Source organism: Terrabacter sp. Soil810 (genome assembly GCF_001429645.1).
Taxonomy (GTDB): Bacteria; Actinomycetota; Actinomycetes; order Actinomycetales; family Dermatophilaceae; genus Terrabacter.
The window spans coordinates 1,071,695-1,085,906 of sequence record NZ_LMSW01000011.1 but is presented as its reverse complement, the minus strand read 5'-3'; the positions used below and the strand labels follow the sequence as shown (position 1 = coordinate 1,085,906).

Here is a 14,212-nt window from a genome sequence, read left to right as displayed (position 1 = left end):
GGACCCGTCAGAGCCCCACCTCGGAGCGCAGCCGGGCCATCCGCTGGGCGGCTTCGCGAGCCACCTGCGGGTCGCCGAGGTCGGCGCCCTTGCCCGGGATCGTCTGCTCCAGCAGGGCTCCGCTGGCAAGGTCCTGGCGGATCACGACGCGCACCGTGCGGCGCCCGGCGGTGCGGAACTCGTCGGCGAGCACGACGCTCGCCTGGAGCCGTTCGCGCAGGGCCTGCTGGAGCAGCGAGGGCTCCGTCAGGCGCCAGCCGGAAGGCACCCCGCGGTCGACCCACGTGACGGTGAGCAGGGAGGACTCGCCCTGCCACGTGCCGGACTCGGCCTCGTGCCACGGGCGGTTCCAGACGAGGCCGCCCCCTGCGTCGACGAGGGCGAGGTGGTGGGTCGTCGCGACGACGTGCGCCCCGCTGGTCTCGTCCCGGGCCCAGGCGAGCACCTGCTCGCCGCCGTCGAGCGGGACCGCCGCGCGGACGTCGTCGGGCAGCGCCGGTCGGCGCCGCCGCTCGAAGAGTGCCATCAGCCCATCCCCGCCTTGATCGCCGCGAGCTCCCGCTGGAGCGTCTGCAGCTGGATGCCGAGCTCGCGCGTGCGTTCGGGCGACGGCGTCTCGGCGTGGTCGAGCCGGCGCATCTCGCTCATCGAGTCGGCGATCTGGCGCGTCAGGGCGATGGTGCGCACCCGGTCGAAGAGCTCGTCGACGTAGCGGGAGGTCGGTAAGCCGGTCGAGGCGTCCATCCGCGTCGGCAGGGTGTCGACGGCGAGCTCGCTGACGAGACCGGCGACGGGCGACGGCGCGGCCTCGGTGACGGCCGAGGTCCAGGCCCGGGCGTTGCCCTTGTCGCCGCTGTGGTGGGCGATGCGGATGCCGTCGAAGACCGCGCGGTGGGCGGGCGCCGAGAAGGCCTCGGGTGTCAGCAGGTCGATGGCGCCGGACTTGAACACCGTCGGGAACTGGAGCAGGACCTGGAGCAGCTGCCGCTCGGCGTGGACGACCGGGTCGCGCCGGTCTGGCACCGGCATGCCTCCAGCGTCACCGACGTGCGGTTCGGCGTCGTCGCCACGGTCGCGCCCGTTGCGGTCGGCGCGGTCCGTCCGGGCGTCCTCGTCGACCTTGATCTTGCCGGCGCGGGACACCTCGGTCGCGACCTGCTCGACATCGAGCCCGAGCATGCCGGAGACCTCACGGGTGTACTCCGGCCGGAGCGACTGGTCGCGGATCGAGGCGATGATCGGCGCCACGGCCCGGACCGCCTGGATGCGCCCCTCGGCGGTCGCGACGTCGAAGCGCTTGATCGTCGTGCGCACGGCGAACTCGAACATCGGCACCGCGTCCTCGATGAGCGCCTGCACGGCGGGGTCTCCCCCGGCCTGGCGCAGCTCGCACGGGTCCTTGCCCGACTTCTCGACGGCGACGAACGACTGGGAGGTCCACTTCTCGTCGTCGGCGAAGGCTCGCATGGCGGCCTTCTGACCGGCGGCGTCACCGTCGAAGGTGAAGATCACCTTGGCGGGTGCGAGGCCGGCCTCGTCACGCATGAGCCGACGCAGCGTCTTGATGTGGTCGGCCCCGAAGGCCGTGCCGCACGTGGCGACGGCGGTCTCGACGCCGGCGAGGTGACAGGCCATGACGTCGGTGTAGCCCTCGACGACGACGGCCTGACGCCCCTGCGAGATCTTCTTCTTCGCGAGGTCGAGGCCGTAGAGCACGGTCGACTTCTTGTAGATCGGCGTCTCGGACGTGTTGAGGTACTTCGCCTCGATGCGGTCGTCGTCGAAGATGCGGCGGGCCCCGAAGCCGACGGTGTCGCCGGTGATGTCGCGGATCGGCCAGACGAGGCGCCCGCGGAAGCGGTCGTAGAGCCCGCGCGAGCCCCGGCCGGCGATGCCGCCGGTGACGAGCTCGTCGTCGGTGAAGCCCTTGGCACGCAGGTGGCGCACGAGGTCCTCTCCCCCGCGCGGCGCGAACCCGATGCCGAACATCTTGACGTGCTCGCTGTTGAAGTCGCGGGCGCGGAGGAAGTCCCGCGCCTGCCGGGCCGGACCACCCGGTGCCAACAGCAGCTCGGTGTAGTACTCCTCGGCCACGCGGTGGGCCTCGACGAGGCGGCTGCGGCGACCGAGCCCCTCCTCGCGCGGCCGGTCGCCGTTCTCGTAGCGCAGCTCCATGCCCAGCTTCTGCGCGAGCCGCTCGACGGCCTCGGAGAAGCTGAGGTGGTCGACCTTCTGGACGAACGAGATGACGTCGCCGCCCTCGCCGCAGCCGAAGCAGTGCCACGCGCCCACGGCAGGGCGGATGTTGAAGGACGGCGTCTTCTCGTCGTGGAAGGGACACAGGCCCTTGAGCGACCCCGGACCCGCGGAGCGGAGCGTCACGTGCTCGCGCACGACGTCCTCGATGGACGACCGCGCCTTGACCGCCGCGATGTCCTCGCTGTTGATCAGCCCCGCCATCTGCCTCCTGTCGCCATCCGTGATTCTAGGTGCTCGCCCACGAGCTGCCCGTCACCGGCACCACTGGCTGTGGAGGGCGAGGGCGCGCACGTCGGTCAGGGAGGCCACCTGGTCGACGACCACCCGCAGCCGCTCCCCGTCGTCGGCGGCTGCCTCGTGGTCGAGGCGGAAGGCCACGTCGAGGCGCTCCTCGGGCGCGGCGGCATACGCCTCGACGACGGCGCGCACGACGTCGCGCTGCCCCGACATGACCGAGAGCCGCTCGTCGGTGGTCATGACGAAGTGGTTGGCGATCGCCTTGAGCACCGAGCACTCGGCGCGGGTGTCGTCGGGGACGACGAGGTCGGCCTCGAAGCGGCACAGCTCGCCCGGCCCGTGCCGCTCGCGCGTGGCCTGCTCGACGACGAGGACGAAGTGCCCGATGAGCCGGCTCGTCATGTCCTTGAGCCGCGCCAGGTCGCCCCGCGAGCCGTCGTATGCCGTGGGCACCGCTCCCGAGGCGAGGATGCGTTCCAGCGCGGCACCGAGCGCGTCGGCACCGAGGTCGGGCGCGTAGGTGCGGCCCGCGACGTCGATGACGTCAGCCATGTCGCGCGAGTGGAGCAGCCGGGGGTCGATCCAGCCCGAGGCGATGGCGTCCTCGACGTCGTGGACGGAGTAGGCCACGTCGTCGGACCAGTCCATGACCTCGGCCTCGAGGCACCGTCGGCGGGGCCGGGCGCCCTCGCGGATCCAGTCGAAGACGGGCAGGTCGGAGGGGTAGACGCCGAACTTCCTCGTCTCGTAGGGCCCGTCGCCGATCTCCCACGGGTACTTCGTCGTCGCGTCGAGGCTCGCACGGGTCAGGTTGAGGCCGGCGGACCGGCCGTCGGCGTGGGCGCGCTTGGCCTCGAGCCTCGTGAGCAGGCGCAGCGTCTGCGCGTTGCCCTCGAAACCGCCGATGCCCGAGGCGATCTCGTCGAGGACGGTCTCACCGTTGTGGCCGAACGGCGGGTGGCCGAGGTCGTGGGCGAGGCACGCGGTGTCGACGACGTCGGCGTTGCAGCCGAGGGCGGCACCGAACTCCCGTCCGATCTGCGCCACCTCGAGGGAGTGGGTCAGGCGGTTGCGGACGAAGTCGTCGTGACCCGGCGCGAGCACCTGCGTCTTGGCGGCGAGGCGGCGCAACGACGACGAGTGCACGACCCGAGCGCGGTCTCGGGCGAAGTCGTCGCGGTCGGCGCGCTTCTGGGCAGGGTCCTCTGCGACCCATCGCTCCCGGTCCCGACCCTGATAGCCCACACCGGAACTCTATGCGGGGTGACGGCAACGGCCCGGGCGCCGCACCCGGGGCGCATACTTCAGGGATGGAGCCGCTCAGGCTTCCAACCACAGGAGCGCGCCATGGGCGACAAGTCACCGAAGTCCCACATGTCCACGAAGGCCAGATCGCTCAAGGAGAAGCGTGCCGACAAGCACGCGAAGTCCGCCGCCAAGGACCACACCGAGATCATCCCGCCCAAGGCCAAGCGCTGACCGCCACCCGAGCCTGACGACGGCTCAGCCGAGCTCGGCCTGCATGCGCCGCACCCAGGCCGGCTCGGTGCCGTAGCGCTGCGTCTTGATGAGGCGCAGGTTGGCGCAGTCCTCGACGAGCTCGGCCATGCGCTTGTCGCGCGTCGCCTCCTGCTTGGCCGTCAGCACCCAGTTCGTGGCGACCTTGCGGTAGGAGGGCGTCGCCCCGTCCCAGAAGGCCGAGGCCTGAGGGTGGGCCCGCAGCATCGCCTCATAGTCGTCGGACCAGGTCAGGTCGCGGTTCTCGTAGGCGTAGACGCCCGAGCGGTCCTCACGCCGCCTGGCGAACGCAGCGAGCCCGGCCGGACGCATGCGCCCGGCCGCCGTCAGCTCGGCGACGGCGTTGATGTTGACCGTGCTCCAGTTGCTGCCCCGCTTGCGCGGGGTCCACCGCTGGCGCACGGCGTCCTCGTCGATGCGTTGCGCCATGGAGTCGATCCAGCCGAAGCAGAGGGCCTCGCGCACGGCCTCGGCCCACTGGAGGCCGCGGGGCTCGACGTGCTTCTTGTTGAGGCCCATCCAGAGCTCGGTGGCGCTCTCGTGGTGGGCATCGAGCCACGCGCGGAAGTCGTCGGCGTCGTCGAAGAAGGTCGCGGGCCGCTCGGCCGATCCGCCCTGTCGCATACCCCGATCCTGCCATCGGCCACCGACGCTGGGAGGATCGTGCCGTGACCGACCGGATCCTGCTCGCCGCCCGCAACAACGCCCTCTGGTGCGACGCCGTGGCCCGCTCGCACGGCGTCGTGTGCACCACCGACTCCGTTGCCTGGACCGCGTCGACGCGCACCCCGCCCTACTACCCGGACGCCGTGACGCTCTCGCCGGAGGCCGGTGAGTACGACGTCCTCGCCCGCGTGGACGACTCGGACGGCTGCTCGGTCAAGGACTCGTGGTCGCGGCTCGACCTGTCGACGGAGGACTTCGCCCGGATCGTCGTCGGCGAGTGGGTGTGGCTCGACCCGTCGGTGCCGATCGCGCCCGCTCCTGCACCCACCTGGCAGCGCCTCACGACGCCCCACGAGATGGCGGTCTGGGTGCGGGCCTGGGCGAGCGACCCGGACGCCGAGGCGATCCTGCGCCCGTCACTCCTCGAGGAGCCCGGGGTCGCGTTCCTCGCGCAGCGCGCGACCGAGGACCCGCAGTCGCCCGTCGTCGCCGGGGCGATCGTCAACGTGACGGGGGAGGTCGCCGGCCTCGGCAACGTCTTCACGCTCGACGGCGACGTGGAGCGCGCGTGGAGCGCGGCCGCGGCTGCCGCCCGCGACGTCGCGGACGGCCTACCCCTCGTGGGCTGGGAGGCCGGAGCGAGCGTCGCAGCGGCGGTCGCGGCGGGCTGCGAGCGGATCGGCCCGCTCAGCGTCTGGCTGAAGTGACCCTCAGCCGCCGCTGACCGACAGCTCGGCCTCGGCGATGGTCCGCCGGTGCTCCTCGGACAGCTCGCGCGACTCGAGCCAGCGGTCGGGCAGCGCCACGGTGCGCGAGGACCCCGCGCGCCCGCGCTGGCCCTCAGCGGCCTCGCCGGGCCACGGCACGTCGGGGTCGAGGGTGGCGAGGAGGTCGTCGAGGGCCGCCATGGAGTCGACGAGCGCGAGCGAGTTGCGGATCGTCGACCCGGCCGGAAATCCCTTGAGGTACCAGGCGATGTGCTTGCGGATGTCGCGGCAGGCGCGCTCCTCCTCGCCGTAGAAGTCGCAGAGGTATGCCGTGTGCGTCCGCAGCGTGTCGGCGACCTCGCCGAGCGTCGGGGTCACCCGCGCCGGGGTGCCGGCGAAGGCCGCGGCGAGGTCGGTGAACAGCCACGGGCGCCCGAGGCAGCCGCGACCCACGACCACGCCGTCGCACCCGGTCTCGCGGACCATGCGCAGGGCGTCCTCGGCCGACCAGATGTCGCCGTTGCCGAGGACGGGGATGCTCGTCACGGTCTCCTTGAGCATCCGGATGGCGCTCCAGTCGGCGGTGCCCGAGTAGGCCTGCGCGGCGGTACGGCCGTGCAGGGCGACCGCGGCGACCCCCTCGGCCTCGGCGGTGAGGCCGGCGTCGAGGAAGGTGAGGTGGACGTCGTCGATCCCCTTGCGCATCTTGACGGTGACGGGGATGTCGCGCTTGGCGCCCTCCTCGACGACGGCGCCGACGATGGCCTTGAAGAGGTCTTTCTTCCACGGCAGCGCCGAGCCGCCGCCCTTGCGGGTGACCTTGGGCACGGGGCAGCCGAAGTTGAGGTCGATGTGGTCGGCCCGGTCCTCGGTGACGAGCATCCGGGCAGCTGCCCGCGCGGTGGCGGGGTCGACGCTGTAGAGCTGGATCGAGCGCGGGTTCTCGTCCGGGTCGTGCTCGATCAGGCGCATCGACTCGGGCGTCCGCTCGACGAGCGCGCGCGAGGTGATCATCTCGCTGACGTAGAGACTCGTGGCGCCGCTCGCGCCCTCGAGGGCCCGGCCCTCGTTGCCGTACTCGCGGCAGAGGCGGCGGAAGGCGCGGTTCGTGATGCCGGCCATCGGCGCGAGGACCACCGGCGACTCGATGACGTGGCGGCCGATGCGCAGCGGGGGCAGCACGGCGCCCGTCGTCTCTGCGCGGGCGGCCTCACCGGCCTGCGTCGCGGGGCTCATCACGTCGGTCACGGGCTCGATTGTCCCCGATCAGGCGCGCGGAGCCGAATCGACGACGGTCCGCGCGAAGCGGAGCAGGGCGTCGGCGAACGCCTCCGGCTGGTCGAGCCCGGACAGGTGGCCGGCCCGGCGCACGATCTCCTCCCGGGCACTCGGGCAGGCTCGCAGGTAGGCGCGGGCACCGATCCGCAGCTGGTCGAACCGGCCGTTGAGCAGCAGCACCGGGCAGCGCACGTGCTCGAGCATCGAGGGCCGGCAGCGCGCCATGACCTCGCGCCACGCGGCCGCCGTCGGCGCGAAGTAGTAGCCGCCGGCGATGACCGGGTCGATGCGTTCGGCCGGGTAGAGGCGGTGCAGGACGCGGTCGTTGACCCGCGTCATCCGCTCCGCGCCGAGCCGGTCGGTCAGCGCCGCGACGCCCCGGTAGACCGCGGCTCCGGGTCCCGTGGGGACCGCGCTGGCCCCGGCGAGGACGAGCCCGTCGAGCGTGTCGGGGCGGGCAGCGGCATACGCCATCGCGGCGTAGCCGCCGAGCGAGTGGCCGACGACCACGGCCGGGGTGCCGGCGGGGACGGCACCGACGGCCGCCCCGATGACCTCGACGCAGCGGTCCAGCGTGAACGGCTCGTGGACGCGCTCCCCGTGCCCGGGCAGGTCCACGAGCGTCAGGTCGACGTGGTCACGCAGGAGCGGCACCTGCGGCGCCCACTGGGCGCTCGACAGGCGCGACCCGTGCACGAGGACCAGGTGAGCACGCACACGGTGAGGATGCCACGATGGCCCGGTGACCCACCTCATCACCGCCACCGAGCTCGCCCACGAGATCGAGGACGTCGTCGTGCTCGACGTGCGCTGGGCACTGACGACGGCGAACACGCCTGCAGGGCGGGCGGACTACGACGCCGGCCACGTGCCCGGCGCGTTCTTCGTCGACCTCGACACCGAGCTGGCGGCGCCGCCCGGCGACGGCGGACGCCACCCGCTGCCCGACCCCGCCGTGGTCGAGGCCCTCCTGCGCCGGGCCGGCGTCTCCGAGCACAGCCGCGTCGTCGTCCACGACGGCAAGGAGTCGTATGCCGCCGCGCGGGCCTGGTGGGTGCTGCGCTGGGTCGGCGTCGCCGACGTCCGGGTGCTCGACGGCGGGTATGCCGCGTGGCTGGCAGCGGGGCTGCCGGTCTCGACCGAGGAGCCCGCCGACCGGCACGGCGACATGCAGGTGCGGCCCGGGCACCTGCCGACGCTCGACGCCTCCGGTGCGGCAGCACTGGCGCGCGACGGGCTGCTCCTCGACGCGCGTGCGCCCGAGCGCTATGCCGGCGAGACCGAGCCCATCGACCCCGTCGCCGGCCACGTGCCCGGAGCGGTCAACAGCCCCACGACCGCCTGGGTCACGGCCGACGGCACGTTCCGGCGCGACCTGGCCGAGCACTGGGAGCGGGTTCGCGCCGGTCACGAGGGAGGCGACGGCGTCGGTGTCTACTGCGGCTCGGGAGTGACCGCGGCCCACGAGATGCTCGCGCTCGCCGAGCTCGGGGTCGACACGGTGCTCTACCCGGGATCGTGGAGCGAGTGGATCCGCGACCCCGCACGCCCGGTCGCGACCGGCCACTTCCCCGGCTGAGCGCCTCCCCACCCCGCAACACACCGAGTAGGTCACAACTCAGCGCGATCGGATCCCGGCGAGTTGTGACCTACTCGGTGTGTTGCCGGGGTCAGAGGTCGCGGTCGAGGCGGCGCTCGAGGGTGGTGAGTGCCCGAGCGGCCGCGACGCGCACGGACTCGTCCGGGTCGTCCACGGCCTCGTGCAGGGCGTCGGCGTGCTCGGCCTCCCCCACGGCGCCGAGCACCCGCGAGGCCGCGGCCCGGACCCTCGGCACGTCGTCGGTCGTCACGAGGCCTGCGCAGGGCTCGGCTGCAGGGCCGACCTCCCAGCGGGCCGCCACCTTGGCACACATCTCGCGGACCCGCCATGCCGGATCACCCAGTCCTGCAACGACATCCGGACCGCACTGCTCGGACCAGACGTAGAGCAGGGTGCGGGCGGCCCACACCCGGGACCAGTAGCGGGTGGCGTCGTCGAGGTGGTCGGGCGAGCCCCATCCGGACACGGCCTGGCCGCCGACCCAGCCGATGTCGGGCAGGTCGGGGTCGCCCCAGGTCGCACGCCCGGCGAGCAGGTCGGTGCACCACGAGGTCAGCACCTCGTCGCCGAGCGCGTCGGCCGCCGCCCGCGCCCGGTCGCCCGGCGTCGCGCGCAGCACCTCGGTCTCGACCATGCGGGCAGTATGCCGCCGATCCCGGACGTCCCGCGCCCGGGACGGGCCGGACCGCGGCGGGCCTCACCGACCGACCCCGCTGCCGGCACGGCACCACGGGCGCACGGATGCCGCCCGCCCGGGTGGGCGGACGGCATACGTGAGCGGCGGTGCTGCCTGCGCGTCAGCAGCCGACGAGGCGCTGGGCGAGGTAGCCCTCGACCTGGTCGAGCGCGATGCGCTCCTGCGCCATCGAGTCGCGCTCGCGGATCGTCACGGCGTGGTCCTCGAGCGTGTCGAAGTCGACCGTGATGCAGAACGGCGTGCCGATCTCGTCGTGGCGGCGATAGCGCTTGCCGATGGCGCCGGCGTCGTCGAAGTCGATGTTCCAGTGACGACGCAGCTGCGCGGCGAGGTCGCGGGCCTTCGGCGAGAGGTCGGCGTTGCGCGACAGCGGGAGGACGGCGGCCTTGACCGGCGCCAGGCGCGGGTCGAGCCGCAGCACGACGCGCTTGTCCACGCCGCCCTTGGTGTTGGGCGCCTCGTCCTCGTGGTAGGCGTCGACGAGGAACGTCATGAGCGAGCGCGACAGGCCGGCCGCCGGCTCGATGACGTAGGGGGTGTACTTCTCGCCCGTCTGCTGGTCGAAGTAGAGCAGGTCGGTGCCCGAGTGCTTCGAGTGCGTAGACAGGTCGAAGTCGGTGCGGTTGGCGATGCCCTCGAGCTCGCCCCACTCGGAACCGGCGAAGTTGAAGCGGTACTCGATGTCGACGGTGCGCTTCGAGTAGTGCGAGAGCTTCTCCGGCGAGTGCTCGTAGTGGCGCAGGTTGTCGGGGTTGATGCCGAGGTCGACGTACCAGCGGGTGCGCTCCTCGAGCCAGTACTGGAGCCACTCGTCGTCCTCGCCCGGCTTGACGAAGAACTCCATCTCCATCTGCTCGAACTCGCGCGTGCGGAAGATGAAGTTGCCCGGCGTGATCTCGTTGCGGAAGCTCTTGCCCGTCTGGGCGATACCGAACGGCGGCTTCTTGCGCGAGGCCTGCATGACGTTGTTGAAGTTGACGAAGATGCCCTGGGCCGTCTCGGGGCGCAGGTAGTGCAGGCCCGACTCGTCCTCGATGACGCCGAGGTAGGTCTTGAGCATCATGTTGAACTCGCGCGGCTCGGTCCACTGGCCCTTGGTGCCGCAGTCCGGGCACACGATGTCGGACATCGGGATCGAGTCGGGGTCCTCGATGCCCTTCTTCTCGGCGAGCGCCTCCTGGAGGTGGTCCTGGCGGCGACGGCGGTGGCAGCTGAGGCACTCGACGAGCGGGTCGGTGAAGGTGCCGACGTGGCCCGAGGCGACCCACGTCTCGCGCGGGAGGATGATCGAGGAGTCGAGGCCGACGACGTCGTCGCGGCTCGTGACCATGGACTTCCACCACTGGCGGCGGATGTTCTCCTTGAGCTCGACGCCGAGGGGGCCGTAGTCCCACGCAGACCTCGTGCCTCCGTAGATGTCACCGCTCGGGAAGACGAAGCCCCTGCGCTTGCAGAGGCTGACGACGGTGTCCACGATGGATGTCTGCTTGGCCATGCGGGACAGGTTATCGGGCCGGTGCCACTGCTTTGCCACGCGTCCGGGGTAGGCCGCCACGTCCCCTAGGCTCGTGACGTGGCCCTGAGCTTCCGTTCCCGTCTCGAGCACGCCTCCTACCCGTGGGTGGAGCGGCTCAACGCCGTCCCGCGCCCCCTAGCGCTCGGCGCCCTCGTCGTCCTGCTCGCGGTCGGCATCCTCGCGCCGCGGCCGTGGGGGGGCATCGCGTTCCTCGTCGTCGCGGCCTTCGTCGGCTGGCTGCTCTTCCTCACCTGGCAGCGTCTGACCATGCCCGAACGCCTGATGCGCACCGCGGTGCTCGTCCTCGCCGTGGCCGTCGCGGTGGTCAGGATCGTCCCCGCCGGCTGACCCAGGGCCAAGAACCCGAGAACGGTTTTGACAATCATTCTCACCATGGGAAGGATGGGCTCATGCCCGCCCCTCCCCCGCGCCGTGTCCTGTCCGCCGTCGTCGCCGCGACAGCCCTGGCGCTCACGACGGCCGCGTGCGGGAGCGGTTCGGACTCCGGGTCCGGCTCAGCCGCCGGGGCGGTCGTCACGTCGTTCTACCCCATCCAGTTCGCCACGCAACAGATCACGGGCGGAGCGCTCCCGGTCACCGTCCTGACGAAACCGGGCGCCGAACCCCACGACCTCGAGCTGGCACCGCAGGACATCGGCGGCCTGACCAAGGCACGCCTCGTCGTCTACGCCGACGGCTTCCAGCCTGCGGTCGACGAGGCCGTCGTGCTCGTCGACCCCACGAAGGTGCTCGACGTCGCCGACGTCGCGAAGCTCGTACCCGCGTCGACCGACGACAGCGACCACGCCGGCGAGTCGGGCACCGAGACCGAGCAGCACGACACCGCCGACGGGCACGACGGGCACGACGGGCACGACCACGGCGCCGACGACCCCCACTTCTGGCTCGACCCCTCGCGCTACGCCGCTGTCGCGCAGGCGATCAGCGCGCGACTGTCCAAGGACGACCCCGCGAACGCCCCGGTCTACGCGAAGAACACCGCGATCTTCGTGGAGAAGCTGTCCGCGCTCGACGAAGAGATGCGGGTGGGCCTGCAGCAGTGCCGCGTCAAGGAGCTGGTCACCAGCCACGCCGCCTTCGGCTACCTGGCAGCCCGCTACGGCTTCGAGCAGCGCGGCATCACCGGGGTCTCGCCCGAGGCCGAGCCCAGCGCGACAGCCCTCAAGGCGGTCGGTGACCTCGTGAGGTCCGCCGGCGTGACCACGATCTACCAGGAGACGCTCGTCGAGCCGCACTTCGCGCAGACGGTCGCGGAGTCGACGGGCGCGAAGGTCGCGACGCTCGACCCCATCGAGGGGATCACCAGCGCGTCGGTCGGCGCGGACTACTTCGAGGTCATGCGGAGCAATCTCGTTGCCCTGCGCGACGGTCAGGAGTGCTCATGAGGTCGGCACCGCTGCTCCCCCTCGAACCCACGCCGACGGACGAGGTCGTGACCCTGCGGGGCGCGAGCTTCGGCTACGGCGACGGCCCTGTCCTCAGCGATGTCGACCTGTCGATCCGGAAGGGCGAGATCGTGGCGATCGTCGGGCCCAACGGGTCGGGCAAGTCGACGCTGATGAAGGGCGTGCTCGGCCTCAACGAACGGGTCGCCGGCACCGTGACGCTCTTCGGCATCGACAGTGGTGAGTTCCACGACCGGGCCCGCCTCGGCTACGTGCCCCAACGGCACACGCTCTCGGCGTCGGTCCGGGCCACCGCCGAGGAGATCGTCGCGACGGGACGGCTCCCCCGCATCGGCTGGCTCGGACGGCTGCGCGCCACCGACCGGCAGATCGTGGCGCGCTCACTCGACGTCGTCGGCCTCGCCGACCGCGCCGCCACCGAGGTGAGCACGCTCTCGGGCGGCCAGCAGCGACGTGTCCTCATCGCCCGCGCCCTCGCCGGGCAGCCGGAGGTCCTGATCATGGACGAGCCCACCGCCGGGGTCGACGCCGCGAACCAGCACGTGCTCGCCGACGTGCTCGACCGCCTCGTCGAGCGCGACGTCACGATGGTCATCGTCACGCACGAGCTCGGAGCGCTCGAGCGGCTGCTCACCCGCATCGTCGTCATCGACGGCGGCCGCATCCGCTTCGACGGGACCCCCGAGGCGTATGCCGCCGCGCGCGACCGCGTGCACCACGACCACGACAGCCACCACCACGACCTCGAGCTCGAGGGGAACCACCCCTCGCTGGCCCACGGCCCGCTCGACGTCAGCCGAACCGACGGGAGCCGACCGTGATCGACCTGCTCTCCGTCGACTTCATGCAGCGGGCGCTCATCGCCGCGCTGCTCGTGGGCACCGTCGCGCCGATGGTCGGGATCTTCCTCGTCCAGCGGCGGCTCTCGCTCATCGGCGACGGCATGGGCCACGTCGCCCTCGCCGGCGTCGCGATCGGTCTCGTCTCCGGCGCCGCACCGGTGCTCACGGCCTTGCTGGCAGCGGTCATCGCGGCCGTCGTCATCGAGCTGCTCCGTGCCCGGGGCCGCACCAACGGCGACGTGGCCCTCGCCGTCATCTTCTACGGCGGCATCGCGGCAGGCGTCGTCATCATCAGCAAGTCGTCCAGCGGCACCCCGGCGAACCTCATGAAGTACCTCTTCGGGTCGATCCTCACCACCCAGCGCACCGATCTGTACGTCTTCGCCGCCCTGGCCCTGCTCATCTCGGTCACCACCTGGGCCCTGCGGCCCCGTCTCTTCGCGGTGGCCAACGACGAGGAGTACGCCCGCGCCGTCGGGCTCCCCGTCCTCCCGCTCAACATCGTGCTCGCCGTGCTGACGGCGACGACCGTCGTCGTCGCCATGCGGGTCGTCGGGCTGCTGCTCATCAGTGCGCTCATGATCGTGCCGAACGCTACGAGCCAGCTCGTCGCGAGGTCGTTCAGCGGCGGGCTGCGCTGGGCCATCGCGTTCGGCCTCGTCTCGTCCGTCGGTGGCGTGGCGCTGTCCTACCCGCTCGACACGCCCTCGGGGGGCACCATCGTGCTGCTCGCCGTGGCGCTGTTCGTCGTGACCGCGGTCGTCACTGCCGTCCTGGCCAGGGTCGGGAGCAGGAGGCACGACGTCGCCGAGACCCACGCCCACGAGCACGGGGCCGAGTGCGGGCACCCGGCCGTCACGCACGGCGACCACGTCGACTACGTCCACGACGGGCACCTCCACGCGGCGCACGAGGGCCACTACGACGAGCACGGCGTCCACCACGACCATCCGGCGGGGTCCACCCCGCAGGCCGAGGGGGCCGACGGGTCCACCTCGGTCGGCACGGCGCCCGGCCCGACGACAGGATCGAGACCATGACGAGCAGCACCAACACCTCCGCGACCTCTCGCAAGCCCACCCGCCAGCAGGCCGCCGTCGCCGAGCTGCTCGAACGCTCCGACGACTTCACCTCCGCCCAGACGGTGCACGCGCGGCTGCGCGACGCGGGTGCGGGCGTCGGCCTCGCCACGGTCTACCGGACGCTCCAGTCGATGGTCGAGGCCGGGACGGTGGACGTGCTGCGCACCGACGACGGCGAGGCGGTCTACCGGGCCTGCTCGACGCACCACCACCACCACCTCGTGTGCCGCGCCTGCGGCCGCACCGTCGAGGTCGAGGGTCCGGCCGTCGAGAGGTGGGCCGACACGGTGGCGCGCGACCACGGCTTCAGCGGCGTCACACACACCCTCGAGATCTTCGGCACCTGCGCCGACTGCACGGCCGCCGCCCCCTGACCCCCCTCC

16 protein-coding genes are annotated in these 14,212 nt (G+C 72.2%); 8 read left to right on the top strand and 8 right to left on the bottom strand.

Features of this window, described 5'->3' with window-relative positions:
- Window positions 1-7 precede the first annotated feature (7 nt).
- From ASG96_RS10905 to ASG96_RS10895, 3 genes are read right to left on the bottom strand one after another with little or no spacing between them, the layout of a single operon-like run.
- The gene (locus ASG96_RS10905; protein WP_057587935.1) at window positions 8-526 is read right to left on the bottom strand and encodes a hypothetical protein; all 519 of its coding nucleotides are present in this window, start codon (window positions 524-526) and stop codon (window positions 8-10) included.
- Window positions 526-2,460 carry a DNA primase gene (dnaG, locus tag ASG96_RS10900; RefSeq protein WP_056758571.1) on the bottom strand — a complete coding sequence of 645 codons (1,935 nt, stop codon included), beginning with the start codon at window positions 2,458-2,460 and terminating at the stop codon, window positions 526-528. Before dnaG ends, ASG96_RS10905 begins: the two co-directional genes overlap by 1 nt.
- Window positions 2,461-2,511: 51 nt before the next feature.
- Window positions 2,512-3,741 (bottom strand): deoxyguanosinetriphosphate triphosphohydrolase, encoded by a 1,230-nt coding sequence (locus ASG96_RS10895; RefSeq protein WP_057587934.1) that lies wholly within the window; start codon window positions 3,739-3,741, stop codon window positions 2,512-2,514.
- A 102-nt stretch (window positions 3,742-3,843) separates the two neighbouring features.
- On the opposite strand from ASG96_RS10895, the gene ASG96_RS24480 reads away from it, so the two are divergent.
- The gene (locus ASG96_RS24480) at window positions 3,844-3,975 is read left to right on the top strand and encodes a hypothetical protein (RefSeq protein WP_020142547.1); all 132 of its coding nucleotides are present in this window, start codon (window positions 3,844-3,846) and stop codon (window positions 3,973-3,975) included.
- A 24-nt stretch (window positions 3,976-3,999) separates the two neighbouring features.
- On the opposite strand, the gene ASG96_RS10890 is transcribed toward ASG96_RS24480, so the two are convergent.
- The gene (locus tag ASG96_RS10890; protein WP_056758577.1) at window positions 4,000-4,638 is read right to left on the bottom strand and encodes a YdeI family protein; all 639 of its coding nucleotides are present in this window, start codon (window positions 4,636-4,638) and stop codon (window positions 4,000-4,002) included.
- Between the two features lie 44 nt (window positions 4,639-4,682).
- On the opposite strand from ASG96_RS10890, the gene ASG96_RS10885 reads away from it, so the two are divergent.
- Entirely contained in the window at window positions 4,683-5,387 is a 705-nt protein-coding gene (locus tag ASG96_RS10885; RefSeq protein ID WP_057587933.1) for a hypothetical protein, read from the top strand.
- Window positions 5,388-5,390: 3 nt separating this feature from the next.
- Here the strand turns inward: ASG96_RS10885 and dusB are convergent, their stop codons facing one another.
- Both dusB and ASG96_RS10875 read right to left on the bottom strand, forming a co-directional pair.
- Window positions 5,391-6,623 (bottom strand): tRNA dihydrouridine synthase DusB, encoded by a 1,233-nt coding sequence (dusB, locus tag ASG96_RS10880; RefSeq protein WP_056758967.1) that lies wholly within the window; start codon window positions 6,621-6,623, stop codon window positions 5,391-5,393.
- 30 nt (window positions 6,624-6,653) lie between these two features.
- Window positions 6,654-7,382, bottom strand: a complete 729-nt coding sequence (locus ASG96_RS10875) for an alpha/beta fold hydrolase (protein WP_082591726.1) — start codon at window positions 7,380-7,382, stop codon at window positions 6,654-6,656.
- Window positions 7,383-7,407: 25 nt separating this feature from the next.
- On the opposite strand from ASG96_RS10875, the gene ASG96_RS10870 reads away from it, so the two are divergent.
- Window positions 7,408-8,244, top strand: a complete 837-nt coding sequence (locus ASG96_RS10870) for a sulfurtransferase (RefSeq protein ID WP_057587931.1) — start codon at window positions 7,408-7,410, stop codon at window positions 8,242-8,244.
- A 91-nt stretch (window positions 8,245-8,335) separates the two neighbouring features.
- On the opposite strand, the gene ASG96_RS10865 is transcribed toward ASG96_RS10870, so the two are convergent.
- Complete coding sequence (locus ASG96_RS10865; RefSeq protein WP_057587930.1) at window positions 8,336-8,899, bottom strand: HEAT repeat domain-containing protein; 564 nt, start codon at window positions 8,897-8,899, stop codon at window positions 8,336-8,338.
- Between the two features lie 163 nt (window positions 8,900-9,062).
- A complete protein-coding gene (locus ASG96_RS10860; RefSeq protein ID WP_056758592.1) occupies window positions 9,063-10,457 on the bottom strand; it encodes a glycine--tRNA ligase in 1,395 nt (464 codons plus the stop codon).
- Window positions 10,458-10,535: 78 nt separating this feature from the next.
- Between ASG96_RS10860 and ASG96_RS10855 the strand changes: the two genes are divergently transcribed.
- The 5 genes from ASG96_RS10855 (at window position 10,536) to ASG96_RS10835 (ending at window position 14,203) form a co-directional block, all read left to right on the top strand.
- A complete protein-coding gene (locus tag ASG96_RS10855; protein ID WP_056758595.1) occupies window positions 10,536-10,826 on the top strand; it encodes a DUF6703 family protein in 291 nt (96 codons plus the stop codon).
- Window positions 10,827-10,888: 62 nt separating this feature from the next.
- Window positions 10,889-11,884 carry a metal ABC transporter substrate-binding protein gene (locus ASG96_RS10850; protein ID WP_057587929.1) on the top strand — a complete coding sequence of 332 codons (996 nt, stop codon included), beginning with the start codon at window positions 10,889-10,891 and terminating at the stop codon, window positions 11,882-11,884.
- The gene (locus ASG96_RS10845; RefSeq protein WP_057587928.1) at window positions 11,881-12,726 is read left to right on the top strand and encodes a metal ABC transporter ATP-binding protein; all 846 of its coding nucleotides are present in this window, start codon (window positions 11,881-11,883) and stop codon (window positions 12,724-12,726) included. The genes ASG96_RS10850 and ASG96_RS10845 overlap by 4 nt, the downstream gene beginning before the upstream one ends.
- Window positions 12,723-13,787: a metal ABC transporter permease gene (locus tag ASG96_RS10840; protein WP_056758604.1), complete on the top strand. Its 1,065-nt coding sequence runs from the start codon at window positions 12,723-12,725 to the stop codon at window positions 13,785-13,787. The genes ASG96_RS10845 and ASG96_RS10840 overlap by 4 nt, the downstream gene beginning before the upstream one ends.
- Window positions 13,784-14,203 (top strand): Fur family transcriptional regulator, encoded by a 420-nt coding sequence (locus ASG96_RS10835; protein ID WP_056758606.1) that lies wholly within the window; start codon window positions 13,784-13,786, stop codon window positions 14,201-14,203. The genes ASG96_RS10840 and ASG96_RS10835 overlap by 4 nt, the downstream gene beginning before the upstream one ends.
- Window positions 14,204-14,212: the final 9 nt, after the last annotated feature.

Excerpts from the sequence above, each read along its gene's own strand:
- ASG96_RS10905 (WP_057587935.1), bottom strand. The coding sequence starts at position 526 with ATGGCACTCTTCGAGCGGCGGCGCCGACCGGCGCTGCCCGACGACGTC.
- dnaG (WP_056758571.1), bottom strand. The coding sequence starts at position 2,460 with ATGGCGGGGCTGATCAACAGCGAGGACATCGCGGCGGTCAAGGCGCGG.
- ASG96_RS24480 (WP_020142547.1), top strand. The coding sequence starts at position 3,844 with ATGGGCGACAAGTCACCGAAGTCCCACATGTCCACGAAGGCCAGATCG.
- ASG96_RS10890 (WP_056758577.1), bottom strand. The coding sequence starts at position 4,638 with ATGCGACAGGGCGGATCGGCCGAGCGGCCCGCGACCTTCTTCGACGAC.
- dusB (WP_056758967.1), bottom strand. The coding sequence starts at position 6,623 with ATGAGCCCCGCGACGCAGGCCGGTGAGGCCGCCCGCGCAGAGACGACG.
- ASG96_RS10865 (WP_057587930.1), bottom strand. The coding sequence starts at position 8,899 with ATGGTCGAGACCGAGGTGCTGCGCGCGACGCCGGGCGACCGGGCGCGG.
- ASG96_RS10860 (WP_056758592.1), bottom strand. The coding sequence starts at position 10,457 with ATGGCCAAGCAGACATCCATCGTGGACACCGTCGTCAGCCTCTGCAAG.
- ASG96_RS10850 (WP_057587929.1), top strand. The coding sequence starts at position 10,889 with ATGCCCGCCCCTCCCCCGCGCCGTGTCCTGTCCGCCGTCGTCGCCGCG.
- ASG96_RS10845 (WP_057587928.1), top strand. The coding sequence starts at position 11,881 with ATGAGGTCGGCACCGCTGCTCCCCCTCGAACCCACGCCGACGGACGAG.
- ASG96_RS10835 (WP_056758606.1), top strand. The coding sequence starts at position 13,784 with ATGACGAGCAGCACCAACACCTCCGCGACCTCTCGCAAGCCCACCCGC.